At 50.0% G+C, this 25,903-nt stretch carries 21 protein-coding genes and 1 tRNA gene; 6 read left to right on the top strand and 16 right to left on the bottom strand.

The window, feature by feature from the left end; translation table 11 throughout:
• Window positions 1-42: 42 nt before the first annotated feature.
• Window positions 43-2,736, top strand: coding sequence for a cation-translocating P-type ATPase (locus AC0KH7_RS10120; protein ID WP_472373064.1), 2,694 nt, complete (start codon window positions 43-45; stop codon window positions 2,734-2,736).
• Between the two features lie 28 nt (window positions 2,737-2,764).
• Here AC0KH7_RS10120 and AC0KH7_RS10125 read toward each other — a convergent pair whose 3' ends face one another.
• The 5 genes from AC0KH7_RS10125 to AC0KH7_RS10145 all read right to left on the bottom strand — a co-directional run bounded on the left by AC0KH7_RS10125 (window position 2,765) and on the right by AC0KH7_RS10145 (window position 7,092).
• Window positions 2,765-3,562 (bottom strand): TSUP family transporter, encoded by a 798-nt coding sequence (locus tag AC0KH7_RS10125; protein ID WP_472373066.1) that lies wholly within the window; start codon window positions 3,560-3,562, stop codon window positions 2,765-2,767.
• Window positions 3,563-3,567: 5 nt separating this feature from the next.
• Complete coding sequence (modC, locus tag AC0KH7_RS10130; RefSeq protein ID WP_472373068.1) at window positions 3,568-4,653, bottom strand: molybdenum ABC transporter ATP-binding protein; 1,086 nt, start codon at window positions 4,651-4,653, stop codon at window positions 3,568-3,570.
• Window position 4,654: 1 nt separating this feature from the next.
• Window positions 4,655-5,350, bottom strand: coding sequence for a molybdate ABC transporter permease subunit (modB, locus tag AC0KH7_RS10135; RefSeq protein WP_472373070.1), 696 nt, complete (start codon window positions 5,348-5,350; stop codon window positions 4,655-4,657).
• A gap of 80 nt (window positions 5,351-5,430) precedes the next feature.
• Window positions 5,431-6,192, bottom strand: coding sequence for a molybdate ABC transporter substrate-binding protein (modA, locus tag AC0KH7_RS10140; protein ID WP_472373072.1), 762 nt, complete (start codon window positions 6,190-6,192; stop codon window positions 5,431-5,433).
• A gap of 87 nt (window positions 6,193-6,279) precedes the next feature.
• On the bottom strand, window positions 6,280-7,092 hold the full coding sequence (locus tag AC0KH7_RS10145) for a TOBE domain-containing protein (protein ID WP_472373074.1): 813 nt from the start codon (window positions 7,090-7,092) through the stop codon (window positions 6,280-6,282).
• Window positions 7,093-7,345: 253 nt separating this feature from the next.
• Between AC0KH7_RS10145 and AC0KH7_RS10150 the strand changes: the two genes are divergently transcribed.
• The gene (locus AC0KH7_RS10150) at window positions 7,346-8,287 is read left to right on the top strand and encodes an HPP family protein (RefSeq protein WP_472373076.1); all 942 of its coding nucleotides are present in this window, start codon (window positions 7,346-7,348) and stop codon (window positions 8,285-8,287) included.
• A 75-nt stretch (window positions 8,288-8,362) separates the two neighbouring features.
• Here the strand turns inward: AC0KH7_RS10150 and coaD are convergent, their stop codons facing one another.
• From coaD to rsmD, 3 genes are all read right to left on the bottom strand, one after another.
• Window positions 8,363-8,842, bottom strand: a complete 480-nt coding sequence (gene coaD / locus AC0KH7_RS10155) for a pantetheine-phosphate adenylyltransferase (protein WP_472373078.1) — start codon at window positions 8,840-8,842, stop codon at window positions 8,363-8,365.
• A 78-nt stretch (window positions 8,843-8,920) separates the two neighbouring features.
• Window positions 8,921-12,787, bottom strand: a complete 3,867-nt coding sequence (locus AC0KH7_RS10160) for a PAS domain S-box protein (protein WP_472373080.1) — start codon at window positions 12,785-12,787, stop codon at window positions 8,921-8,923.
• A 126-nt stretch (window positions 12,788-12,913) separates the two neighbouring features.
• On the bottom strand, window positions 12,914-13,540 hold the full coding sequence (rsmD, locus tag AC0KH7_RS10165) for a 16S rRNA (guanine(966)-N(2))-methyltransferase RsmD (protein WP_472373082.1): 627 nt from the start codon (window positions 13,538-13,540) through the stop codon (window positions 12,914-12,916).
• A gap of 476 nt (window positions 13,541-14,016) precedes the next feature.
• Between rsmD and AC0KH7_RS10170 the strand changes: the two genes are divergently transcribed.
• Window positions 14,017-14,418 carry a hypothetical protein gene (locus AC0KH7_RS10170; protein WP_472373084.1) on the top strand — a complete coding sequence of 134 codons (402 nt, stop codon included), beginning with the start codon at window positions 14,017-14,019 and terminating at the stop codon, window positions 14,416-14,418.
• A gap of 11 nt (window positions 14,419-14,429) precedes the next feature.
• On the opposite strand, the gene AC0KH7_RS10175 is transcribed toward AC0KH7_RS10170, so the two are convergent.
• The 5 genes from AC0KH7_RS10175 to AC0KH7_RS10195 form a co-directional block, all read right to left on the bottom strand.
• Window positions 14,430-16,787 carry a transporter substrate-binding domain-containing diguanylate cyclase gene (locus tag AC0KH7_RS10175; protein WP_472373798.1) on the bottom strand — a complete coding sequence of 786 codons (2,358 nt, stop codon included), beginning with the start codon at window positions 16,785-16,787 and terminating at the stop codon, window positions 14,430-14,432.
• 143 nt (window positions 16,788-16,930) lie between these two features.
• On the bottom strand, window positions 16,931-17,668 hold the full coding sequence (locus tag AC0KH7_RS10180) for an LrgB family protein (RefSeq protein WP_472373086.1): 738 nt from the start codon (window positions 17,666-17,668) through the stop codon (window positions 16,931-16,933).
• Window positions 17,655-18,056: a CidA/LrgA family protein gene (locus tag AC0KH7_RS10185; RefSeq protein ID WP_472373088.1), complete on the bottom strand. Its 402-nt coding sequence runs from the start codon at window positions 18,054-18,056 to the stop codon at window positions 17,655-17,657. Before AC0KH7_RS10185 ends, AC0KH7_RS10180 begins: the two co-directional genes overlap by 14 nt.
• Before the next feature lie 283 nt (window positions 18,057-18,339).
• Complete coding sequence (locus tag AC0KH7_RS10190) at window positions 18,340-19,668, bottom strand: M16 family metallopeptidase (RefSeq protein WP_472373090.1); 1,329 nt, start codon at window positions 19,666-19,668, stop codon at window positions 18,340-18,342.
• Window positions 19,668-21,026, bottom strand: a complete 1,359-nt coding sequence (locus tag AC0KH7_RS10195) for a M16 family metallopeptidase (RefSeq protein WP_472373092.1) — start codon at window positions 21,024-21,026, stop codon at window positions 19,668-19,670. Before AC0KH7_RS10195 ends, AC0KH7_RS10190 begins: the two co-directional genes overlap by 1 nt.
• Window positions 21,027-21,116: 90 nt before the next feature.
• On the opposite strand from AC0KH7_RS10195, the gene ftsY reads away from it, so the two are divergent.
• Genes ftsY through AC0KH7_RS10210 form a run of 3 tightly spaced genes read left to right on the top strand, consistent with a single transcriptional unit; the run spans window position 21,117 to window position 23,897 of the window.
• Complete coding sequence (gene ftsY, locus AC0KH7_RS10200) at window positions 21,117-22,214, top strand: signal recognition particle-docking protein FtsY (protein ID WP_472373094.1); 1,098 nt, start codon at window positions 21,117-21,119, stop codon at window positions 22,212-22,214.
• A gap of 5 nt (window positions 22,215-22,219) precedes the next feature.
• On the top strand, window positions 22,220-23,188 hold the full coding sequence (locus AC0KH7_RS10205) for a DUF2914 domain-containing protein (RefSeq protein ID WP_472373095.1): 969 nt from the start codon (window positions 22,220-22,222) through the stop codon (window positions 23,186-23,188).
• 19 nt (window positions 23,189-23,207) lie between these two features.
• Complete coding sequence (locus AC0KH7_RS10210) at window positions 23,208-23,897, top strand: transglycosylase SLT domain-containing protein (protein ID WP_472373097.1); 690 nt, start codon at window positions 23,208-23,210, stop codon at window positions 23,895-23,897.
• A gap of 72 nt (window positions 23,898-23,969) precedes the next feature.
• On the opposite strand, the gene fabB is transcribed toward AC0KH7_RS10210, so the two are convergent.
• The 3 genes from fabB to AC0KH7_RS10225 form a co-directional block, all read right to left on the bottom strand.
• On the bottom strand, window positions 23,970-25,190 hold the full coding sequence (fabB, locus tag AC0KH7_RS10215; protein ID WP_472373099.1) for a beta-ketoacyl-ACP synthase I: 1,221 nt from the start codon (window positions 25,188-25,190) through the stop codon (window positions 23,970-23,972).
• Window position 25,191: 1 nt separating this feature from the next.
• Window positions 25,192-25,707 carry a 3-hydroxyacyl-[acyl-carrier-protein] dehydratase FabA gene (gene fabA / locus AC0KH7_RS10220; RefSeq protein WP_472373101.1) on the bottom strand — a complete coding sequence of 172 codons (516 nt, stop codon included), beginning with the start codon at window positions 25,705-25,707 and terminating at the stop codon, window positions 25,192-25,194.
• A gap of 119 nt (window positions 25,708-25,826) precedes the next feature.
• A tRNA-Thr gene (locus AC0KH7_RS10225) sits at window positions 25,827-25,902 on the bottom strand.
• Window position 25,903 lies beyond the last annotated feature (1 nt).

Raw genomic sequence — 25,903 nt, forward strand, 5'->3', positions numbered from 1 at the left:
AAAAACATTCTGCCCGCTAGCGCTCCTTTCAAGAGGTTTAAGATGAACTGGTTTCAAAAAACGCCCGACGACGTTCTTAAACAACTGGACACACACCCCGAAGACGGCCTTTCCGACAAACATATTGCCGAACGCCAACACACCTTCGGCCCGAACAGCCTCACTCAGACCAAAAACATTTCACCGTTTCATTTATTCTTGAAACAGCTGAAAAACCCGTTATTGGTGATCCTAGCATTCGGCGCGCTCTTGTCCTTCTACACCGGACATACGGTCGATGCCATCGCCATCACCATCATCATCCTCATCAATGCCCTGATTACGTTTTTTCAAGAGCTTAAGGCACAAAAATCCATTGACGCTCTCAAAGACATGTCCGCTCCTCAATGCATGGTTCGCCGGGAGCGGAAATGGCAAGAAGCCTCCGCCGCCGAGCTGGTGCCCGGTGACCTCATTAAACTACAAACCGGCGATATCGTTCCCGCCGACGGTCGCCTAATCGACATCACCCGTTTGGAAGTCGACGAAGCACCGCTGACCGGCGAATCGGATTTGATTCATAAAAAGACTGAAGCCCTTACCGAGACCAACCCAACACTGGGCGACCAAGTCAATATGGTGTTTATGAGCACCTCAATCAATCACGGTCATGGCTTGGCCGTGGTCACCGCCACCGGCATGAACACCGAGGTCGGCAAAATTGCCCGCTTGATGCAAAGCACCGACAATCGACTGACACCGCTCCAGAACCGCATCACCAAGCTGTCGCACACTTTGATATGGGCCGCCCTGTTCATCGTCGCCGTCATCGTCGGCATCGGCCTGCTGAAAGGACTCGACCCTGGCGGCATGGTCAATACCAGTATCTCACTGGCTGTGGCCGCCATCCCGGAAGGACTGGTCACCGTCGTGACCATTGTTCTGACATTGGGCGCCAAACAAATGATGCACAATAAGGCCCTGACCAAACAACTGGCCTCAGTGGAAACATTGGGGTCCACCTCGGTCATTTGCTCCGACAAAACCGGCACCTTAACGCAAAATAAAATGCAAACCGTCAGTGTCTGGGCGGCGGGCGAGTATTACCGAATCAGCGGGCAAGGCTACGACCCGACCGGCGACTACACAGACCTCAACGGACATGTTCGAACGCCGAAACACCATTTTCATCTCAATCGCATGCTGGAAATGTCCGCGCTCTGCAACGACACCACCTTACTGGAAGAAAACGGAAAATATCGAATTCAAGGGGTCCCCACCGAAGGGGCCATTTTAGTGGCCGCCGCCAAGGCCGGCATCGACAAAGACACCTTGATGCAAACCCATCAACGTGTCTCGGCCCACCCGTTCGACCCCAAACGCAAGATGATGAGCGTCATCGTTCGTGATGCGGACGGCAACCATACCCTCATCGTCAAAGGCGCGCCGGACGTCATTCTCAAACACGCCAAAGTCATTGAATACGACGACCAACATCGCGACATCGTCAGTAACCCCAACCTGATCGACGATGTCATCCACGAGTTCGGTTCCCAAGCGTTGCGCACTCTGGCGGTGGCTTATCGCCCTCTCAGCCCGGAAGAAGTCGAACAACCACCGGAAGCGCTGGAAAACCGCCTCATCATTACCGGCATTCACGGCATTATCGACCCGCCCCGCCCCGAAGCCACCCAAGCAGTCAAAGAATGTCATTCCGCAGGCATCCGCGTGGCGATGATCACCGGTGACCACGCCATCACCGCTCAAGCCATCGCCCGTCAAATGGACATCATCGATTCGGACGACGAACTGGTGATGACCGGTGCCGAATTGAACCAAATCAGTGATGAAGAACTACAACAACTCGCACCGAAAACATCGGTCTTCGCCCGGGTGACGCCGGAACACAAGCTGCGCATCGTCAAGGCCTTGCAAGCCAACGGCGAAGTCGTCGCCATGACCGGTGACGGCGTGAACGATTCTCCGGCGTTGCGCAAGGCCGACATCGGTATCGCCATGGGCATCACCGGCACCGGCGTCGCGAAAGAATCCGCCGACCTGATTTTGCTGGACGACAACTTCGCCACCATCGTCCATGCCGTGCAAGAAGGCCGCCGCATTTACGACAACATTTTAAAATTCATCCGTCAGGACCTCACGACCAACGTCGGGGAAACTTCCGCTATTCTATTCGCGTTTCTAATCCTCACCGGCGAGCCGCTGTTAACGTTAGCCCCCCTAATGATCTTGTGGATCAACCTCATCAGCGATGGAATACCCTCTTTAGCTCTGGGGATTGACGAAGCGGAAGGCGACGTCATGAAGCGTAAACCGCGGGCCGGGAACGAAAGTTTCTTCGCCGACAATCTGGGCGCGCGCATCATTACTCGCGGCTTAATGATGGGCGGCCTGGCCTTCGCAATGTTTATGTATGCCCTCAATCTGAACCTAACGCTGGAATACGCACAGACACTGGCCTTCATGACGTTGATTTTCGGTCAGCTGGTGCATGTATTCGACGCACGAACCTTCACCACGCTTTATCACCGCAATCCCTTTAGCAATCATCTGCTGCTGTGGGCGGTAGGCGGTTCGGCCGGTCTGTCATTATTAATGGTGTACACACCGTTCGGCAACTTAGCGCTTGGCACCACGCCGCTGGACCCTCAGCACCTGCTAATGGCGCTGTTTATCGCCGCGCTACCGACATTCATCCTGTCCGGGCTGAAGGAAATATTTCACATGAAATGGTTATAACTTCGCAGCTTATAAAGGAAAAGGAGTGCTAATGCTTGAATACCTTCCAAGCAGACAAGAAAAGCAATACGGCTAATAATAATCCTAAACTTTGCGCGGGTACCCAGCCGAGCATGGCCCCTCCAGCAATGGCTCCGGCGATGGAACCGATGGTCATCCATATCAGCAGATCGCGCTCGCGCCGCAGTGCGAGGAAGGCTTCGGCCCGACTATAACGATAAAACCCCACCAGCATGGTTGGCAGGCTCACCAACAGTGATAGACTACCAGCTGTTTTAATGTCAAGGCCCCATAATATTACAATAATCGGAATCAGCAGTTCGCCACCGGCAACTCCCAGCACAGCGGCGACAATGCCAACTAGCAGCCCCGCAAAAATGCCGACTAGCGTTTGTAACCAGGCCTGGTGAAACATCGGTTGCCCAGCGTCACCGAGCGGTGCCCAATGTTCCCAGAGCATGACCACCGCCAACGTAATCAACAGCATAAAGACCACTCGGTTCAGCATTTTCGGTGCCAGGCGTATCACATACCCCGCAGCATACCAAGCCCCCACAAGACTCCCAGCCAAGAGGTTCATCACGACCGACCAATGGGGTAACAAACTGTCAAACGGAACACTGAACCCGCGTGAAAAAATGGAGGTCACCACGACAATCAAACTCATGGCTTTGTTAAGAATGATGGCTTCCAGCGTCGGCAAGCTGAACACTGCCACCAGCACCGGCAGACGGAACTCAGCTCCGCCCAAGCCGATCAGGCCGCCCAGCAGGCCAATGAGCGCTCCGAAAAAGGTCGCCAGCCAGACTTTTTTGCCCAGTGTCATCTGCATTACTCCGTCACGGCCACAGATTTGATTAAGGCAAAAACCGCCAGGCCTGGCCGAATCTCCAGCCGTTGCGCCGAGTGCTGCGTTACTTCCGAAAACAGATTTTGCCCGTCCGATAAGCGCAACCGCACCAATAAGCGATGCTGGCCCTGGGGAATCAACTCCGTCACTTCCGCCGAGAAATGGTTAATGATGCTCAGGTCTTTCGGGTCGGACAGTGCCAAACTGACATCCCGCGCCAGCACCCGTACCCGAATCGTTTTTTTGCTCGCCGGTATGGGACCCGACAACCAAATGGTTTCCTGCTCTCCCAAGCGGGCGGGTTGCAGACCGTCCTGCAATGGCAACGGGCTGGCCTGCAATACCGAAACGGCTCCCTGCTCGTCAAACAGTGGAGAATCCGGGCGCGACAGCGCTTGCTGCAAAGTCTCAATGGTTTCCACTTGTCCGGCCTGCATAAACAATACTCGGTCCGCCAAGCGTTCCACTTCGGCCGGCGCATGGGTGATATAAAGCACCGGCAGACGGTAAGCCGCCACCAATTCTTCAATCAGCGTCAGCATCTCCGCTTTGGCACGCCAGTCCAGTGCCGATAACGGTTCATCCATACATAACAGCTTCGGGCGCATCAACAACGCACGGGCAATCGCCACTCGTTGACGTTCGCCACCAGACAAAAACGTCACGGCTCGATCCAGCTTGTCGGCAATACCAACGCGCTGAACAATGTCGTCAAAATCTTCCGGCGTGATGTCTTTCGGCAAACGTTTGACACCGTACATTAGATTTTGTCGTACGGTCATGTGCGGAAATAAGGCGGCATCTTGAAATACGAACCCGATATGACGCTTTTGCGTCGGCAAAACGTTCGTTTCATCCTGCCAGACTTCGCCATTCACGGTGAGGCGCCCTTCGGTGCGTTTATCCAGCCCGCTGATGGCGCGTAACAAGGTGCTTTTGCCGCTGCCGGAACGACCGAACAATACCGTCACGCCCTGCAGCGGAATTTCAAACGGGCCGGAGTCCAGACGAAAACTGCCCAGATCCAGCGTCAAATCGCCTTTCATCAGCGCTTCTATATCACTCATCTTATCCTACCTTCACACCGAAACGACGATTTAAACCGTACACCAGCATCAGCACACTCAACGCGAAAATCAACATCATCGCCGACAAAATGTGCGCCTGATCATATTCCAGACTTTCCACGTGATCGAAAATATCAATCGACACCATGCGGGTTTCGCCTGGGATATTGCCACCCACCATCAGCACCACACCAAACTCGCCCACCGTATGCGCAAACGACAAAGTGGCAGCCACCAGAATCCCCCGGCGCGACAGCGGCAATACGATGGTCCAGAAACGGTCCAGAAATGAAGCACGTAACGTCGCCGCCGCATCCAGCAAACGATGTGGAATGTTTTCAAAAGCGTGCATTAACGGCTGAATCGCAAACGGTAATGAATACAACACCGACCCGATGACCAAGCCGGTTTTGCTGAAGGTCAACTGCCCTTCAAAACCGAACCAACGCAACACTTCGGTCACAGTTCCATTTGGATTGAACAGAATCAGAAGATAAAACCCCAGCACCGTTGGCGGCAACACCAAAGGCAAAGCCACCAGAGCTTCCAGAAAGACTTTATTGGACGAACGCATTTGCGCCATCCACCAAGCCAAAGGGGTGCCCAAGACCAACAACACAATGGTCGTCAGGCTAGCCACTTCCAGCGTCAACCAAATGGGTTGTAAATTGATTTCCGTACCGAAAATTTCCAACATGATATCTCTTTTCCATTCCCATAAAAAAACGACCAGGCCTGGTCGTTTTTTTCAGATAAAGGCTATTAGGCTATTGTAACTTAGCTCACGTTATAGCCATACCGTTTGATGATCTCGATGGCTTTTGGCGTTTTGATAAATTCCATAAACGCTTTGGCGGCCGCATTCTTCTCACCTCGCTTCGTCAATAAAGCGCCTTGGTTAATTGGCTTATAATCGGATTGTGGCACCACCCAATATTGACCCTTTTTGTACACTGGACTTTGCGGGTCCACCACTTGCGACATGGCAATGAAACCGATTTCAGCATTGCCGGTGACGACATACTGGAATGCATGCGCGATGCTTTCACCGTTCACAATCTTCGACTTCACGTCCTGATACAACCCTTCTTTTTTCAAGAAAGCGACCGCACGTTCGCCATAAGGAGCGGTTTTCGGGTTCGCCACCGCCAAGTGATTGTATTTTTTGGCTTTCAATACCTCAATCGGGCTATTTTTCACCGGCAGTTTCGCACTGTACAGTACGATTTGACCTTGTGCATAAACAAAATAACTGTTGGCGATGCCAATCCCGTCGTCAATGGTTTTTTTCGGGCGACGTTCATCCGCACCGAAGAAGGCATCGAAAGGCGCGCCGTTTTTAATTTGGGCATAGAGTTTACCGGTCGGGCCGAAAGAGAATTTCACCTGATGACCGGTTTCCTTTTCAAACACCTTGCCGATCTCTTCGATGGTTTTGGTGAAATTGGCCGCCACCGCAATCTTAGCCGTTTCCGCATACGCCATAGAGGCACTCAAAACACCCACAGCCAAGGCCAGGGTACGAATCACATTTTTCATACAGTCACTCCGTTATGATCGTTAATCAATATTACAGTTAGTACATATTACGTTTTATACATACCGATAAATCAAAAAAAACCGACCTCAGTCGGAAACCGCCAATAAGACATGGCTGGCTTTGACCAAGGCGCAACATCTTGCTCCCACGGCCAGCCCCAAATTTTCGACACTCTGGTTTGTCACGATGGCCGAAATCATTTGCTCCCCTTCCAGTTGAATGGAAACGTCACTGTTCACGGCGCCTTCATCCAGTTTGGTGACCACACCGCAAAACTGATTCCGCGCGCTGGTTTTTACCGCGCCATTCAGGTCTTCGGTCAAAATCACCCAACTGGCTTTAATTAAGGCATAGGCATCCGAACCGACCTCCAGCCCCAACCGTTCCAGACTGTCCAACGTAATCTGCGCAATCACTTCGTTACCTTGCCCCACCGACAGAGTCACCTCACAATTCACCGCCCCTTTTTCAATTTCGGTCACGGTTCCGTGGAATAAATTTCGTGCACTGGTCTTCATGGAAATCTTCCTCATTAGTTCTAGTTGACTGAGCATGGTCGGCGACATCGCCTCCAGCTCCCGCATCCAATGTTGCATCTGCTCATTGAATAATCGATAGGCCGCCAGTAACGCTTCGCCGGCTTGGGTCAACACCATTCCGCCGCCCCCGGCACCGCCTTTTTGAGTGTGCACCAACGGCTCTTCGGCCAACTGATTCATGGCTTCGATGGCCTGCCAGGCACCTTTGTAACTCATCCCACAGGCTTTTGCCGCCGCCGACAAAGAACCCAGCGACTCAATTTTGTTCAACAACTCCAAACGGCGCTGCCCGGATCGGGACTGCTTACTGCCCATCAAAAAAGATTGCACAAGCTGTTCGGGAAGATTGGATGTGTTCAAAATATCGTGCCCTTCTTTATAACTTTAAGTACATAACGAGGCATTATAATCCAGCCCTTCACCAACCGCAACGCTCAAAGCCTTAAATTATCGAATCAAACAATAACCGTTCGGCATTTCAAGGGTACAACCGTCTCCTGTCATCGTGTTAAGATAGCCCCAGAACCCACACAACATAGCTCTATCTTACTCAAGGAAGATGATGGATAGCCTTTCCCCGAAACATTCACAAGCCAACTTAAAATGGACGAAAATGACGTCGACGCTTCGACAGTATCTCGGCATACGTGACGTCTCCAGCAGCCATTCCGAAAAACTCATCTCAGGGCTTGGCGGGTTTCTCGCCATTCTCGCGATTCTCTTTATCAGCCACCATTTCCTGACGTTACACGACTCTTATGCCGTTGTTGCCTCCATGGGGGCTTCCGCTGTCTTGCTGTTCGCGGTCCCCCATGGGCCGCTATCTCAGCCCTGGCCCGTCATTGGCGGCAACCTGATTTCGGCGTTTATCGGCGTCAGTTGCGCCCTGCTGATCGAGCCCCCCATACTCGCCGCCAGCCTTGCCGTTGGAGGAGCCATCACCGCCATGTATTATCTAAAATGCATCCACCCACCGGGCGGCGCCACGGCCTTGACCGCTGTTGTCGGTGGCGAAAGTATTCAGGCATTGGGGTATGATTTTTTATGGACGCCGGTATTGGCTAATGTGCTTTCCATTCTGACCATTGCCCTCCTCTTTAACGCTTTCTTTTATTGGCGCCGTTATCCGGCTTACCTGCACCAACAGCAAAACGTTCCCTCTCCTTCAAAAGAAGAGAGCTTTTCGCATGCAGATTTTTTAAATGCCCTGAAAGAAATCGATTCATTTGTGGATATCAATGAATACGACTTACACCGTATTTTGGAGCTGGTCGGCACACCGAACACACACCTGACGCCATCGGAAATTCGACTGGGCGGCGTTTACAGTAACGGATTAATTGGACGGGATTGGTCAATGCGTCAAGTGGTGGATGAATCCGAAAGCGATGACCCTGACAAAGACTTTGTCATTTTCAAACAAATTGCCGGGCAGGAACGAAAAACCAGTGATTGCGTCACGCGCCAGGAATTTGCACGCTGGGCCAAATACGAAATGGTGAAGGAAAACGGTCTTTGGCACCGAAAAACCGAACCCGACAAACGGCACGACTAACCCAACACTCAGGCCGGAAAGAAAGTCATCTATTGCATTTATTGAATACCGCCAGGCCTGGCGGTATTCAAAACATCATTGCCCGGCTTCGTCAAGCGCCTGCGCAACGACCGGATGCACGAACTCCGACACATCCCCACCCAGGGCGGAAATCTCACGGACTAAGCTGGACGAAATAAACGCATACTGCTCCGCCGGCGTCATAAACATGGTTTCCACTTCCGGTGCCAGTTTACGATTCATCGAGGCCAGCTGGAACTCATACTCAAAATCGGACACAGCGCGCAAACCACGCAACAAGACATTGCCGTCAATTTCACGCACAAAGTCCACCAATAGGCCGCTGAAACCGATGATCTCGACATTATCCATGCCGGAGGTCACTTCTTTGGCCAAAGCCACACGCTGTTCCAGCGAAAACAGTGACGTTTTATTGCGATTGTCGGCCACAGCAATGACCAGGCGGTCGTAAAATCGCGCGGCCCGCTCAATCAAATCGAAATGTCCGCAGGTAATCGGATCGAAAGTACCAGGGTAAACCGCTGTGATCGACATAGTTTCACTCTTTTGGGAATAATGAATGACGCCTATTCTACTTGAGATGCGTTTTGGGTTCCATGCCCAATCCGCCAATTATGGCTGTTGGCATTCCGGAGACGCCTCCCATTCCGATGCCCATTCCGGCAAGGCTTCCGCAGACATCGGTTTGGCAATGGCAAAACCTTGGACCAATTCACACCCCATTTCCAATAACGCCTCGAAATGCGCTTCGGTTTCCACGCCCTCGGCAATCACCTCTCTCCCAAAGGCCTGCGCTAACTTAAGGATTCCGTCCACGATGGCGCGGTCATCCGGGTCTTCCAACATATCACGAATAAAGGTTTGATCAATTTTAATCATTTGCGCCGGTAAATGACGCAGATAGGTCAGGGAGGAATACCCGGTTCCGAAATCATCCAATGCAAAGTTCACACCCAACTCGCGGCACTCGCGAATCAACAAACTGACATTCACGACGTCTTCCAAAGCACTGGTTTCCAGAATTTCAATTTCCAGCGAAAAGGCCGGTAATGCGGGGTATTGCGAAACATAGTCGCGCAAGGTTTCCATAAAGTCGCGGTGCTGAATGAAGTAAGCGCCGATATTAACGCTCACATTAAAGCTGAGCCCCTGCTCATGCCAGTCATTCAGTTGCTTCAAGGCCTTTTTTAACACCCATTTATCCAGTTCGATGCTCAAAGGCAACCCCTCAATATTCGGTAAAAAATCCTCCGGCATTAAAAGCCCGTGATCCGGGTGTTGCCAGCGAACTAAAGCCTCGGCACCAATAACATGGCCTTTCTTGATATTCACTTTTGGCTGGTAATCCAGCACCAGCTGGTTTTCGGTAATGGCTTTAGCGATTTCCTGCTGAATACGGCTTTGCGATTTGACCATGGAGTCATGGCTGACATCAAAATAATGATAACGATTTTTACCTTCCTGCTTGGCTTGATACATGGCCTGGTCGGCGTGCCGCATCAACTGATCCGGATCACCCTGGTCTTCTGGATAAAAGGTCACGCCAATACTGGCGGACACCGTTAAAGTATGCCCCTGAACATGCACCGGGTCGGAAGCGGCTTTCAAGAGACGTTGCAAAACATCTTCACAATCGTTGAGCGATTCCAGATTGGTCAGTACCGCGACAAATTCATCCCCCCCGATGCGCGATAACGTATCTTCTTCTCTCAGAGCCGCTCGCATCCGTTTGGAGACTTCCACCAGCAAATCATCCCCGGCATCGTGTCCAAAAGAATCGTTAATGGCTTTGAATTGATCCAAATCGATAAACAACACGGCCAAATATCCACCGCGCCGTTTAATGATAAACATGGCCTGATTCAAACGATCGGCTAATAAGGTTCGATTTGGCAGTTGCGTTAAGACGTCATAGTGAGCGATGTGCTCCAACTGTTGCTGCTGTTCTTTCAATGACGTGATGTCGGTAAAGAGGCCCACATAATTTTGGATAGCGCCTTTCGCATCCTGAATGGCACTAATGGTAATGATTTGAGCATAAATGGAACCGTCTTTGTGACGGTTCCACATTTCACCGGTCCAATGCCCCTTCTCAAACAGGGTTTTCCACATGGTATTGTAAAACTCTGGCGGCTGACGACCGGAACTGAGAATGTTCGGGTTTTGGCCGATGACCTCATCGCGCTCATAGCCAGTAATCAAGGTAAAACCTCGGTTGACATCAATAATACGGCCGTTTTTATCGGTGATGGTAATCCCTTCCCTGGCATGAGTGAACACACTGGCCGCTAAGTTCAGACGCGCTTCGGCAGCGCGCATATCGGAAATATCCACATAACTGACCACCAAACCATATTGAGGGTGATCCAGTGGTGTGGCATTCACATTCAGCCAAGTACTGCCTTTCGGATGCCGTACTTCCATCACCTGGTTCTTGATGGCTGTGTGATCCCGTAAAGCACGGACACTGGCATACTCTTCCGGCGGCATAAGCGTACCATCGTCCCGGTAAATTTGCCAACGTTCATCGTCGTAATGTCGTTCCGTATGCTCCTCATACGTCAGTCCCAGTAACTTTTCAGAAGCCGAATTACACTCTAAAATTCGCCCTGTCCGATCCGTCAACGTAATGCCAATTGGCAGAATTTCAAAAATGGTTCTCAGACGTTCTTCATTCTGCGCAATCAAATCTTCTGCGACTTTACGATCGGAGATATCCATATGCATACCGACCATTCGAGTCGGGGATCCGTTGTCGTCACGAGCCACCACTTGCCCGCGCGATTCTATCCAAGCCCAGCCGCCGTCGTGGGTACTCAGGCGGTATTCCACACTGTAAAAATCTTTGTCTTTCAAGTGCGCTTGTAAGCGCTCAACGGCATGACAGTCATCCGGATGCAACATCTGCCGCCACGTTTCAAAACTGAGTTGAAAAGCATCCTTTTTGAAACCAAGCATTGCATAAGCACGTGCATCCCAAATCATGACGTCATTGACGATGTCCCAATCCCATTGACCGATGTGACTGGCTTCTAAAATCAAATTAAGACGTTGATCTTTTTCCCTCAGTTGATACTCTTGACGTTTGCGCTGGGAAATATCACGGATTAAAACCACAAACTCAGGAACCTCAACCGCATCCTGTGAGTTTTTTCGAGAGACGGATAATTCGTAATAACGACGCCCGTCTTCAAAATCCAACGCATACTGCAACCCAAACGAATTGCCTGACTTATTCGCATTATGCAAGGCGGTCATAATCACAATCGCCGGCTTTTCAGGCAGCACATCATTGATTTTCTTATTTAAAAAAGCCTCCGGCGACATATATAAATGATCAGACTCCGCTGAATGGTAACTGTAAATAATGCCATTCAAATCGACTTCGAATAATAAATCCGGTAAGGCATCCAGTGTCGCCTTCAACTCATTTCGAGCATTTTCCAGCGCCGCTTGCGAACGTTTCAGCTCGGAGACATCCTGCGCCAACCCCAGATACCCCACGACCTCACCGGCTTTGTTCAAAATATTCGACGCATACAAACTAACCGTCAGACGGGAACCATCCTTGCGAATATAAGTCCACTCACTTTGACGGTGACGACTCCCCTCCAGCTGCTCGACAAATACCGAAAAGCCGTCCATTGAATGCCCATACTGCTTGGACAGATAGGCTTGTTGTGCTTTAATTTCTGCTTTGTCATGAAACTTGACGGGGGTGGTTTTTCCGACAACCTCATCGGCTCGGTATCCCAACAATTGTTCGGCGCCATGGTTAAAGGCGGTAATCACCCCCCGGGTATCGGTAGCAATAATGCCCACCCCTGTGGCGGAATTCATGATATTGGTTAACATGCTGGCCACATTGTTCAAGGATTTTTGCAATTTTTGACGACGGTGCATTAACCCTAGCAATAACAGAATCAACACCGATTGAATCAAAATGCCCGCCACCAGAATCCAGGTCTGACGCTCATAAGCGGCTTCCAGTTCCCGTCGTTGCTCATCGACCATTTTTTCAAGCTGAGTCTGGTAATGCCAAAAATCTTCGTTCTTTTCGCGCAAAGGGGTCATATCATGAATGGTGGACAACAGTAACATTCGCCCTTTGAACTCATAGGATTCGGAATGTACTTCAACCGTACGAATCTTGCCATTCGCGAGTTTGTGTCGGAAAATAAAAGAATTACGACCTTCCGATTTGGCCAAGCGGCGTTCTTCCGCTACCTGTTCCGGGGTCAATTGATTGATTTGTTGAATGGTCATCCGCTGAAGTTGCGGAATGGAATAGCCATAAAACTTGGCCGCGGCGGTATTGGCTTCCACAATTTTCCCGCTACCAGGCTCTATCAACATCATGACAGAACTGCTGGCATTAAAAAACTGTTGGAATGTAGGGTGGGCACTCACCGTCAGCGAAAGCAAGGTCATCCCTATCGCGAACAATGACAAAGCATAACGTTTGAACGACACCTGCATTCAATTGAGCCCTCTTGAATCCATGCCTATGGGTTGAATCACCGTCCATAGCGAGTTACAGACTAGGGTGGTAACCCCTTATGGTTTCATTCTAACCCAGGCCCCAAAGCTTATCTAAACATTTCTTTAATATGCGGATACACAAAATAAACCGTACCGGACTTCAGAAGTGGTCTTCTCGCGATAACACTCCCACCCTTCCGGCAGGTTCGGCCAGTCCAAGGTTTTCTCCTGCTCCAAATACAACCAGGCCTGGTGATTTTTCAGATAATGCCCCGTAAACAAACGGTCCACAGCGGCTTGCATCAAACCTTGATGAAACGGAGGATCCAAAAACACCACATCAAACGGTTGTGCGGCAGGCTGCGCCAGCCAAACCAGGCTGTCCGTTTGAATCACCTCGGCGTTATCGGCTTTCAAGGTGGCCACATTTTGTTTGAGCTGATGTGCATTGGGTTCAGACAACTCCAAAAACGTCACCGCCCCCGCCCCACGAGACAGGGCTTCAAACCCAAGTCCACCGGAGCCGGCAAACACATCCAAGCATCGCGCACCGGCCATTTCAAACTGCAACCAATTAAACAGGGTTTCTCGAACTCGGTCGGATGTCGGGCGCAGACCCTGTGCATTCAAAACCGGTAATTTTCGCCCCCGCCAATCTCCACCAATAATACGGACAACACCCGGTTGAGCGGGTGGCTTTTGAGTAGGCGGCCCTGCATGACGGGCACGTTTATGTATTCGTTTTTTCATACGCTCATTGACGCTTTCATGGTTCAGGTTTCAAAACGTGCATGATAGCGAAGTCTGCTAAGGCTGTCATCAAAACCGACCGTTTCCAACTCAGACATGCGATTTGACATAACCTGATGGCAAACGTTAAGGTGTTGATTCAAAATAAAAATAATCTTAACCCTCTCTACAAGGCGTAGAATCTTTTATCCAAGCCACCACGCAAAGGAGGCGACAATGACAACTAGAAAAATTCGTCACATTACACAAACCTTGTCACACGCACTGAACCACGCCCATGCGCGTAAAAGCCTGAAACGGTTTGCGACGGTTCCACGCACATCTTTTCACGTCCCAAAAACTGATCGTTCAAACGAGTTCTAGGCTATTTCTGACTCAATATTCAAGTTAAGGATGATCAAACGCGGCCAAGGAGAAAGTTTTTTGAAGGGGTCATTATTGTCAGCTATTCCGCTGCGGCATTAGTGTTGTTTGGCATGGCATTTACCACCATCGGATGGTCGGTTTACGAAGTGTTGTCCGAGCTGGGCAACGACAACCTGCTGGACGGTGAATTTGTGTCGATGATGTTACAGGCGGTCGGCGCCACGGTGATTTCAGTCGCGATTATCGACGTCGCCAAATACATGATTGAGGAAGAAGTCTTCCGTAATAAAGAATTGCGTTCGCCGGTGGAAGCGCGTCAAACCATCACAAAAGTGATTGTCATTCTGTCCATTGCCGTGGGCATCGAAGGCTTGGTGTTCATTTTCAAAGCCGGCATTCAAGACATCACGCTACTGGTGTATCCGACAAGCCTCATTATTGCAGCGGTGGTGTTGATTGTCGGACTCGGGGTGTATCAAAAATTAAGCGCGACGGTGGAAAAGAAAACCTAATTCAAATCGAATCAGGTGTCCGATGCCGAGACTTGATTTTTGCCATTGCGCTTGGCGTGGTAAAGATTACGGTCCGCCCGGTCAATGCATTCATTGACCGACTCCCCGACTTGATATTGCGCCACGCCGAGGCTGAAGGTCAAATGGATGTCATGAGAAAATTCAGTGGCTTCAATGGCGGCACGCACTTTTTCAGCCAGTTGCGAAGCTTGATGCAAATCCGTTTCCGGACAAATTAAAATGAATTCTTCGCCGCCCCAGCGCCCGAATGTATCGGTTTTTCGTACCAGATGATGAATGGTTTCCACACTTTTAATCAGCACTTCATCGCCCACTAAATGACCAAACGTATCATTGACCCGCTTGAAATCATCCAGGTCCATCATCACTAGGCTCAGTTTCGAGTGATAACGCTCAACACGTTCCACTTCGGCATCCAGAACCTGGTCCAGATATTGACGGTTATAAATACCGGTTAAATGATCCGTCACCGACAAAACCGACAGTTTTTCATTGGAAGCGCGAAGCTTTTCCTGGGTCAGGCGCAACTTTCGATTAAAAAAGATAAACACGGCCAACAACAGCAAAACCGGCGTTAAAATCAGTATTAACTGCGACCAGCTATACTCTTTTTTATAGTTCACTTGTAACCAGCTATTGGTCATTTCAAGGTAACGTTGCTTTGGTATTTGCTGTAAGACCTTATGGAAAATGCTTAACAACTCTGGCCAGTCCTGACGAACGCCCATCGCGATATTGGCGTGGAACGGCATTTCACCGGAAATCTGCAAATTGGTCAAACCGTATTTTTTGATGTGATAACCAATGACCGCCACATTATCCACATAGCCAAAAGCCTCTCCATTGGCCACGGCCTCCAGCCCTTGCTTGGCGTTGTTAACCAACTTTAACGTCATCTCTGGAAAAACACTGTGCACGGTTTCATGGGCCGCATAGTTTTTGACCACGGCAATTTTTTTACCTTGAAGTTGCTTGAAATTGGCAATGTAAGGCACTCCATCCCGTGTCGCCACCACCATCGGAAATTTCAGGTACGCTTGAGTGAAGTCCATGTACGTTTTACGGTCTTCGGTTTCAATCACCGCTGGCAACACATCCAATTTATGCGCTTTAAACGCTGCAATCGTTTCCGGCCAACTTAAATGTAAAGATGGCTTGAATTCCAGACCGGTGCGCTGAGAAACAAACGCTAAAAATTCTGGGGTAATACCGGCATACACCCCTTGTTCGTTCACAAACTCAATCGGGCCGTAAGAACGGTCAATCCCCAAGCGAATGACAGGATGCTGCTTGATCCAATCTTTTTCCCGTTGCGTCAGCTGCAACGCTTGAGCTTCAGGATGATAAATGCCCTTCTGCAAATCGACATGCCCCTTCAACAGCCCTTGCTTTCGAAACAAATCGGCGATAAAACGCAATCGTCCCTTATTCAAGGTACCAATCGGCACATTGTTCAAATCCATCATTTCCTGGATGACATTCGCCTCAAACATCAAGTGCTGGAAAGATTTCTTCACTCCGTACTGTTTCTGTATATAGCGTGCCATTTCCTCCTTATGCGCCATCGCATAACGCCAGCCTTTAATCGTGGCACGTCGCATTTTGGCCACACGGCCAGGATGGTTTTGTACTTCTTTCTGAGTGGTGAAGAGCATATCGCCATACAGGTCAATACCAAAGTTCATCGGGTTGATGACATTATAGGGAACGTTGTTTTTCTTGAAAAAATAAGCTTCATTCGCCAAGTAACCGGAATAAGCATCCACTTCTTTTCGTACCAGCATAGCCGGTGACTTATCGAGAATCGCTCGATCCATCACCGGTTGGACACCGAGCTCTTCCAACATGGCCAAAATTGGCAAACCATCGGTGTCTTTTTTGTAAAAAGCCACGATTTTGTCTTTCAGTTTATATGGGCTATCCAACCCGGACGATTTAAGCGTAAACAAAACTTGCGGGGAATGCTGAAAAATCGGCGCGACGATAACAATAGGTTTTTGACGGGCTTGATACAACAACAGAATACTGTCGGAAACACCGTATTGCCCTTTGCCGTTCAGCACCTGCTCAATGTTATTTTCCAACGGGTCACGAGGTTGTAACTCAACGCTCAACCCTTCGTCACGGTAGTAACCTTGTTTTTGTGCGGCGTAATAACCGGCAAACTGAAATTGGTGCCGCCATTTGAGTTTGACGACCACTTTTTCAAGTTTCGCCGCTTTCGCCCCTTCATTTTCTGCAAAAGCCGTCGATGAAACGAACATCAATGAGATGACAAGAAGCCACATCGTTTGAGCCACAAGGCTCACTGGTCCAAGCGACTGTCGGACACCTTTACGACTTGTCATTTCTACCACGGGGAATATCCATTTTTTTATTATCTAATAACTCCGTATGATACCCCGAACCGGCTTAACACACCAGAAAAGCCAGCCATAACCCGATTATTTGAGCCAACTCGGTAATCGGTGTTTTGGAATGAAAAACGATGTCAAAACACCCCCGTCCAGTGAAGTAAAGGCACCAGTGTCGGTAGGATAATCGCCGTCAGCACCGCCGAAAGCGCCATGGCCAAGCCGGAAAAAGCACCCATTTCTGAACTGATCTGAAAGCTACGCGCGGTACCGATACCATGTGCCGTCACACCCATCGCCACCCCCTTGATGCTGTCGTCATGAATGCCCAACCATTGAAAAACTTTGACCCCGATCACCGCACCCAAAATACCGGTGACCACCACCAGCACCGCCGTTAAAGAGGGTAGGCCGCCGATTTTTTCGGAAATCCCCATCGCAATCGGTACCGTGACCGACTTCGGTGCCAACGACAACAGGGTTTCCAAGCTTGCTCCGGAAACATGTGCGATCGCAATGGAACTGAACGCCCCCATTAACACACCGGCCAACAAGCCAAACGACACTGGCAACCAGAGTTTTTTAAGCTTGGGAAACTGTTTATAAAGCGGAACCGCCAATGCGACCGTAGCCGGCCCCAAGAGGAAGTGTATAAACTGCCCGCCTTCGAAATAGGCTTGGTAATCCATATCAGACAGGGTTAAAAACGCAATCAACAATGCGATGGCGGTAATAACCGGGTGCAACAGTACATTTCGGTTCATGCGTTGGTACAACATCAAAGCCAAGCTGTACGCGACCAGCGTCATTGTAAGGCCGGTTAACGGAGAGGCCGACAGATACACCCAAAGGTAGGTCAAATCATTTTCTGCCATCTGCGCCTCCTTTATTCGTCCATCGACGCTGCATCCACTGCATCACCCAGGCGGTTGTCACCATCGTAATCACCGTGCTGAACAACAGCGTCAACCCAATGGGCAGCCACTCACTGGCGATGCGGTGAAAATACACCATGATTCCAACGCCGGCCGGTACAAACAGCAACGACAAATGGCTCAACAACCCGTCGGAGACTTCATCCAAGGCGTCGGAGCTTTGCCCTCGCCATAGCAGTGCAACAAACAACAACATCATCCCGATCACCGGACCGGGCACCGGCCAATTAAATAAAATGGCCAACACCTCACCGGCCAGCTGAAACAGCAGTAGCCAAGTGATACCGTGTAAAAACTTCATTTTCGGTTTCCAAACGTTTTCATTCATGCGCCACCCTCATATGTCAGAGACTTAACATTATGAGCGCCTTGCATGAGTAGGGCGCGACAGAAAAAAGAGCGAAAAATTGACTGAGTTAGGCGTAAAACGCAGCGAATAGTGAACTATCGGCTAATTTTACAACGGCCATCAGGCGGTTTTAGCCATTTTTATCCGTGTAACCCTCTTGTGTAAAGCTCCCATTATAGCCTTCAAGCCGGATTGACACAGTTTTGGAATAAAAAAAACCGCCAGGCCTGGCGGTTTAAACAACGGAAACTTTATAAGCGTATCATTTCGTCACCGGCTTCACGTCCGGCTCCCCAACCATGAGGGTCAACATTTTGTCCGGGTGAATGTGTTTTCGCCAAGCTTTTAGGACGTCTTCCTTAGATAACTCGGCCATTTTTTTCGGGAATCGCTCCAGGTAATCCAGCGGCATGTCGTAAAAGCCGATCATCGAAATGTATCCGGCAATTTTTGAATTGCTGTCAATCCGAAGCGGGAAGCCACCAATCAGATTACTCTTAATGGCTTCAAGCTTTTCATCCGGGAAATCCTTCATAAACTGCGCCAGAGTTTGCTTAACCACCTCATCCGCTTCTTTGGCAGAAGCGTTTTTTGTGGACAAACTAATCTGGAATGGCCCCGGCACTTTCATGGGATAGAAACCACTTGATACGCCGTAAACCAGTCCGCGTTTTTCGCGTACTTCTTCCATCAACAAAGAACCGAACCCATTCCCGCCTAACAGGTGGTTGCCGAGGAATAAGGCATAATAATCCGGATCACCTCGTTTTACCCCCAACTGCGCCAGCGTGTAGTAAGTTTGGGTTGACCCAAACCGGATGATTTTGGCTTGTGCTTTTTTCAATGGCTTAGGTTGCGGCAGAGCCGATGCTTTTTCACCGGTTGGCAGTGCGCGCGTGAGTGCTTCCGCCATCTGTTCGGCTTTCTTACGGTCTACCGCGCCAACGATCGTCACCTGTGCATTCGCGGCCACATAATAACGTTTATAAAAGGCCTTCACATCGTCCACCGTCAAGGTTTGAACGGTTTTCAAAGTCCCCGGAACCGGGTGTGCATAAGGGTGGTCGCCATACAGTTTCGACCAAAGTTCATCGGAAAGCATGGCTTGCGGTTTAACGGTTTTTTGCTTCAGCCCCGTCATCAAACGCGCTTTTTCCCGCGCCATAATTTTGTTTCGAAAAACCGGTTGACTTGAAATTTCAGCAAAGAGCGCCATGGCTGGCGTCAACACTTCGTCCCGGGTCAGACTGCGCATATGAATACTGGCCGAATCGCGCCCGGCATTGGAACCAATTTGTACTCCCAAGTCATTGAAGGCTTCGGAAATCTGGTTTTCATCATGTTTCGGCGTGGCCGTGCCCAGTAAATTAGCCGTAAAGGATGCTACCCCCCATTTTTCACCGTCCCGCGCCGAACCGGCATCGAATAAAAGCTCCACATCGACCATCGGTAGTTGCGGCGCGTGCACATACATCACTTTCGTGCCTTTGGCGGTCTGCCAGGTTTGAATATCGACTTTTGCCCAGGCCTGGGTACTCAGCAAACAGGCAAACGTAAAGGCCCAAACCGTCAGTTGTTTTATTTTCGCCACTATCGAACCCCTCCTTCCATAACCGGTACGGCGGGTGATTTCGCACCTTCGCCATTCGGTAACAAACTCGCTACCGTCACTTTATCGCGTGTCAGATATTTTTTGGCCACGGCTTGTACCGCTTCCGGCGTCACCTGACGCAAATTTTCGACCCAGTTGTCGTAGGTTTCGGTCGGCAGCCCAATGCTCACCAACGAGCCCAAAATCATCGCTTGAGATTGAATGGAGTCTTGATGAAACACATATTGCGCTTCGCTTTGCGCCAACACCCGTTTCAGTTCTTGCTCAGAAATCGGCTGTTGCTGCAACTGTTCAATCTGCTCCCAAAGCGCCGCTTCGGCCTCTTTCAGAGATTTCCCTTCGGAGGGCGAGATATTCAACGTAAACAGGCTTTCCAAACGGCTGGTTTCATCATAACTGGCCCCGGCGGACACCGCGACTTTCGAGCCGCGCACCAGATTACGCGGCAAACGAGCGCTGTCCCCGCCATCCAATACACTGCTCAACACCGAAAGCGCATACACTTCTTGACTGTCTTTGGCCGTCACCAGCGATGGGGCATGAAACCCCATCACCAAACTCGGTGATTTGGTGGCACCTTTCATTTTAATACGGCGTTCACCTTCCTGTTCGATTTCCACACGCGGCTTCGGCGGCGTAATGGTTTCCGGCTTGTGGACGCCATAATATTGCTTCGCCCATTGATAAACCTGTTGCGGGTCGACATCCCCCACCACGACTAAAGTGGCGTTATTCGGGGCATACCATTGACGATACCAATTCCGTAAATCGTTCACCGTATAAGCCCGAATATCCGACATCCAGCCGATAACCGGATGATGTTGTGGGCTGTTGACATAGGCCGAGGCCTTAAAGAGTTCATACAGTTTGGAGCCCGGACGGTCCTCAACACGCCAGCGACGTTCCTCCGTTACGACGTCCCGCTCTTTTTGAAACTCTTCGTCTTTGATAACGAGATTACGCATGCGATCGGACTCCAGCTCCATGACTTTTTCCAGATTTTGAGTACCGACCACCTGATAGTAAGCCGTGTAATCACTGGACGTAAAAGCATTGTCCTGCCCCCCCAACCTTGACACGGTTTTTGAGAACTCGCCCGGTTGCAAAGATTTGGTGCCTTTGAACATCATGTGTTCCAGCATATGGGAAATGCCAGTAATGCCACCGTATTCATAGTTGGAACCGACCCGATACCAAACCTGTTGCACAACCACCGGCGCCCGGTGATCTTCTTTGACCAGTATCTGCATACCGTTGTCGAGTTTGAATTTCGATATACTGGCGTGAGCCGGCCATGCCAGCGCCATCACCAGACCGAATAACCCAATTCGCACCATGGGGGAATCTCCTAAAATCAAACGAATTTCATTTATAATAACGTAATTAATGGCCGCAAGTATTGACGAAGCTTTAAAACAGGAAGCGACATGTTCAGTTTTTTAAAACGTAAAGACAAAGCGTCATCCGACGAAACACAACCAAACGACTCCACACAAGACCTTCCAGAAACCCCGGAAAACGACTCTGAAGCACCTTCTGAGCCCCTAGCGACCGCGCCGACGGAAACCACCCCGGAACCAACCGAATCGGTCGATAAGCCGGGGCTATTCACGCGGCTGAAAAACAGCCTGACCAAAACGCGCCGTAATTTCACCGACAGCTTAACCTCATTGGTCATAGGCCGCAAAGAAATCGATGCGGAGCTATTGGATGAGCTGGAAATGATTTTACTCACCGCCGATGTCGGCGTGGAAGCCACCGATAAAATCATCCAAAACCTGACCGATCAAGTATCTCGGAAGGAGCTTAAAGAACCCGAAGCATTAATTGAAGCGTTAAAAACCCAATTGGAAAGCCTATTAACACCGGTTGAGCAGCCACTGGACATCACCCTCAACGAGGGACCTTTTGTCATTTTAATGGTCGGCGTCAATGGCGTCGGCAAAACCACCACCATAGGGAAATTAGCGAAAAAATTTCAAAATGAAGGCAAGTCCGTCATGCTGGCCGCCGGGGACACTTTCCGAGCCGCGGCGGTGGAACAACTGGAAACCTGGGGTGAACGTAATCAGGTACCCGTCATTGCCCAAAAAACCGGGGCGGATTCCGCTGCCGTTATTTTCGATGCCATCCAATCCGCAACAGCGAAGAAGGTGGATGTACTGATTGCCGATACGGCTGGGCGCTTGCATACACAGTCCAACCTGATGGAAGAGTTGAAAAAGGTCAAACGCGTGATTCAAAAGGTCAATCCAAATGCTCCACATGAAGTCATGCTGGTGCTGGATGCCGGAACCGGGCAAAATGCCCTAAGCCAGGCACAACAGTTCCATGAAGCGGTTGATTTAACCGGCTTAACGCTTACCAAGCTTGACGGCACGGCCAAAGGCGGCATCGTCTTTGCACTGGCCGAGCAACTTGGCCTACCGGTGCGCTTTATCGGCGTCGGCGAAGCGATTGACGACTTGCGCCCTTTCCAGGCCAATGAGTTTGCCCAGGCCCTCTTCGACCAAACCGATGGCTGAGATTGATGAATCTGCCGGATACGGAAAACGCTCATTATCACTATGCCTTTAAAAAAGGTTATCGCATGGCGATGGATGGCAAACCCATGTCACACATGCCCAGCCGCATTCGCCGAGACCCGGCCCTGAGAGAATATTTTCAAATGGGGTGGAACCAGCTGCAGGAAGAGCTGGCCAACGGCGAGCAGGATGACGCCAGGACACCATGGCGTAGCCGCTTTGCCTGGTTCATGATGATGCTACTGGCCGGCATCGGCACAGCGTCGTTAATGGTGACTCAAATCAATGAAAAAAAGGACGAGCAACAAGCGAGAATCGACGCACCAGCGTCTATCCCCAAAATCGCCAGGCCTGGTGATAATCTAAAAAAACCCTCTGAAATACCGGCGAGCCCTCAACCTCAAGAACCCCCTCGCGTCTCGCCGGACTTAAGCCTTATCGATGGCGACAAGCAAACGGCTTCCAACGTAAAAGAGTCGCCTTCTTCACCACCCAAAGCCCCCGAAAGCCCATCAGTCGAAACGCCATCCACAACAGATGGTTTATCGCTTTTATCACCACAAGCTCGCCAAGATTTAGCCCAAACCCGCCAAGAAGTCCTTTATAATCAATCAGAAAAACACGTGACCCTGGCACCTGTACAGACCAGTGACATTCAAGTCGAACAAGCGGTTTTGGCTGAAAACGTCTTGAACCTGACACCAGAAAACCCGCTGAAAGAGTTGGTTCCCAAATATGTACGGAAAGTATTTTTCTTTACCCGAATTGATGACGCGGCCGGCAAAACGATATACCATCGATGGATTTATCAGGATCGGATTTTAGCCACAGTGCCATTAAAAATCACCAGTCCGCGCTTTAGGACCTGGTCCAGCAAGCGACTAAGCAGTGCCTGGCCAGGACAATGGCATATCGAAGTACTGGACGACCAAGGCCACGTGATTTATCGATATTCGTTTAACTACATAAAATAATGCAAGAGTAAGTAAGCACATGATTCGTCAGACCAAGCCCCTCTTTATCTTCTTTGTACTCGCCTCTCTGGTGGGCTGCTCCAGCAACCCGCCAAAGGAAACCCACAACAACATCTGCTCTATTTACGATCACGACTCCGACTGGGAAGAAGCGGCTCACGACGCCGCTAAAAAATGGGGAACACCCGAATACATTTTAATGGCTTTCGTCCACCAGGAATCTCGCTTTACGCATAATGCGCAACCACCTCGTGAGTACGCTCTGGGGCTGATTCCACTGCCGAGAAGCTCATCCGCTTACGGCTACTGTCAGGCACAAGACCCGGCCTGGTACGATTATCAAAAAGCCACGGGCAATTGGTCGGCACGTCGTACCGACATTGAAGATTCGCTCGACTTTATCGGCTGGTACAACTACCAGTCATACAAACGCAACGGCATTTCGCGACATGACCCCTACAACCTCTATCTGGCCTACCATGAAGGACAAGGCGGCTATTCCCGAAAAACCTATCAGAACAAAACCTGGCTGAAGAAAGTCGCCTATAAAGTTACCAAGCGTTCCATGCTGTACAAAAAACAATTACAAGTCTGCGATAAGCTCGCCGTCACCGCACCGGAGCCCAAGAAGCCTAAACCGGTGATTCGAAACCGCACGCAACAAGCCAAAAGCAAAGGCCAGTGCAACGCACCTTGGCCTTATTGCTAACGCGCACACGCTTATAGAAACAAAAAAGCCGCTGAAAAGCGGCTTTTTTATGATTTGAACGCGATCTTTCAATCAACCTTGGTATTTCTCAAACACCAAAGAAGCATTGGTGCCACCGAAACCGAAGCTGTTACTCATCATACGGAACAGTCCCGCGTTTTCTTCAAGCTTGGTTACGATAGGCATGCCTTCACATTCCGGATCCATGGTTTCAATGTTAACCGATGGTGCAATGAAATCGTTTTCCAACATCATTAGGCTGTAAATGAATTCGTGTACACCCGCCGCCCCTAAAGAATGGCCGGACAATGATTTGGTTGAACTGATTTTCGGCACTTTGGCACCAAATACGTCACGAATCGCTGCCGCTTCTTTGGTATCACCAACAGGAGTAGAAGTACCATGTGGGTTAATATAATCCACATCGCCTTTCACCGTTGACAATGCCAATTCCATACAGCGTACCGCGCCTTCACCTGATGGCGCGACCATGTCGTACCCGTCAGAGTTAGCGCCGTAACCGGTGATTTCCGCATAAATTTTGGCACCACGCGCCAAAGCATGCTCTAATTCTTCCACCACGACCATTCCGCCACCACCGGCGATTACGAATCCATCACGGTCGGCATCATAAGCACGGGAAGCTTTTTCAGGTGTGTCGTTATACTTAGTCGACAGCGCACCCATGGCGTCGAATAAAACCGACATGGTCCAGTGCAGTTCTTCACCGCCACCAGCAAACACGACATCCTGTTTTCCAAGCTGAATTTGTTCTACGGCGGTACCAATACAATGCGCTGAAGTGGAACAGGCCGAACTGATGGAATAATTAATCCCTTGAATTTTGAACGGTGTGGCCAAGCAAGCGGAAACTGTGCTACCCATAGTACGCGTGACCATGTAAGGCCCAATACGCTTAACACCGCGCTCTTTGGCAATGCTAACGGCTTCCGTTGCATTTGAATTAGACCCGCCGCCGGAGCCGGCCACTAGGCCGGTTCTAGGGTTCGATACCTGTTCTTCGGTTAACCCGGAATCTTCCACCGCTTGCTTCATTGCAATGTAGGAATAAGCCGCCGCATCGCCCATGAAACGTAATTGTTTACGTTCGATGTGCTCTTTGAAGTCCAGGTCTTTAACCGCACCATGAACCTGCGAACGCATACCGTTCTCTTCGTATTCCGGCGCGAACACAATTCCGGAACGCCCGTTTTTCAAAGAGTCCGTGACTTCATCTTTATTATTTCCCAAACTGGAAACAATCCCGATACCGGTAATAACAACTCTTTTCATGTTAAAAACTATCCGTATTTGTAAACAATCCGACTTTCAAGTCTTCCGCTGAGTAAATTTCACGGCCATCAACATAAAGGTGCGCATTGGCAATCCCCATATACAGCTTACGCTTGATAACACGCTTGATATCAATTACATATTCAACTTTCTTGGCTTTCGGCAACACTTGTCCATAGAATTTAACTTCCCCCGCACCCAGTGCTCGGCCGCGCCCAGGACCACCGGTCCACCCCAGGTAAAAGCCGATTAGCTGCCACATCGCATCCAGCCCTAGACACCCCGGCATGACAGGATCGTTATTAAAATGGCATTCAAAAAACCATAGGTCTTCCATTACATCTAGCTCAGCTCGAATTTCCCCTTTTCCAAACGCACCACCTTCTTCGGAAATATGACTGATACGATCAAACATTAACATCGGTGGTAATGGAAGTTGGGCATTGCCTGGGCCGAATAATTCGCCACGCCCGCAAGATAAAATTTCTTCTTTATTATAGCTAGACTGCTTTTCCATGTATTTTCCAAATTGACAAGTTATAAAAGCTATTATAACAGCAGTGAGAATTCCATTACAACGCAATTCCCACATACAAAAAAGCCCGCGATTCCCTTTTGGAATGCGGGCTTGGAAGATGGTGCCGACAGAGGGACTTGAACCCCCAACCTACTGATTACAAATCAGTTGCACTACCAATTGTGCTATGTCGGCT

The sequence above is a fragment of the Hydrogenovibrio sp. genome (assembly GCF_965140365.1).
Lineage (GTDB): Bacteria > Pseudomonadota > Gammaproteobacteria > Thiomicrospirales > Thiomicrospiraceae > Hydrogenovibrio.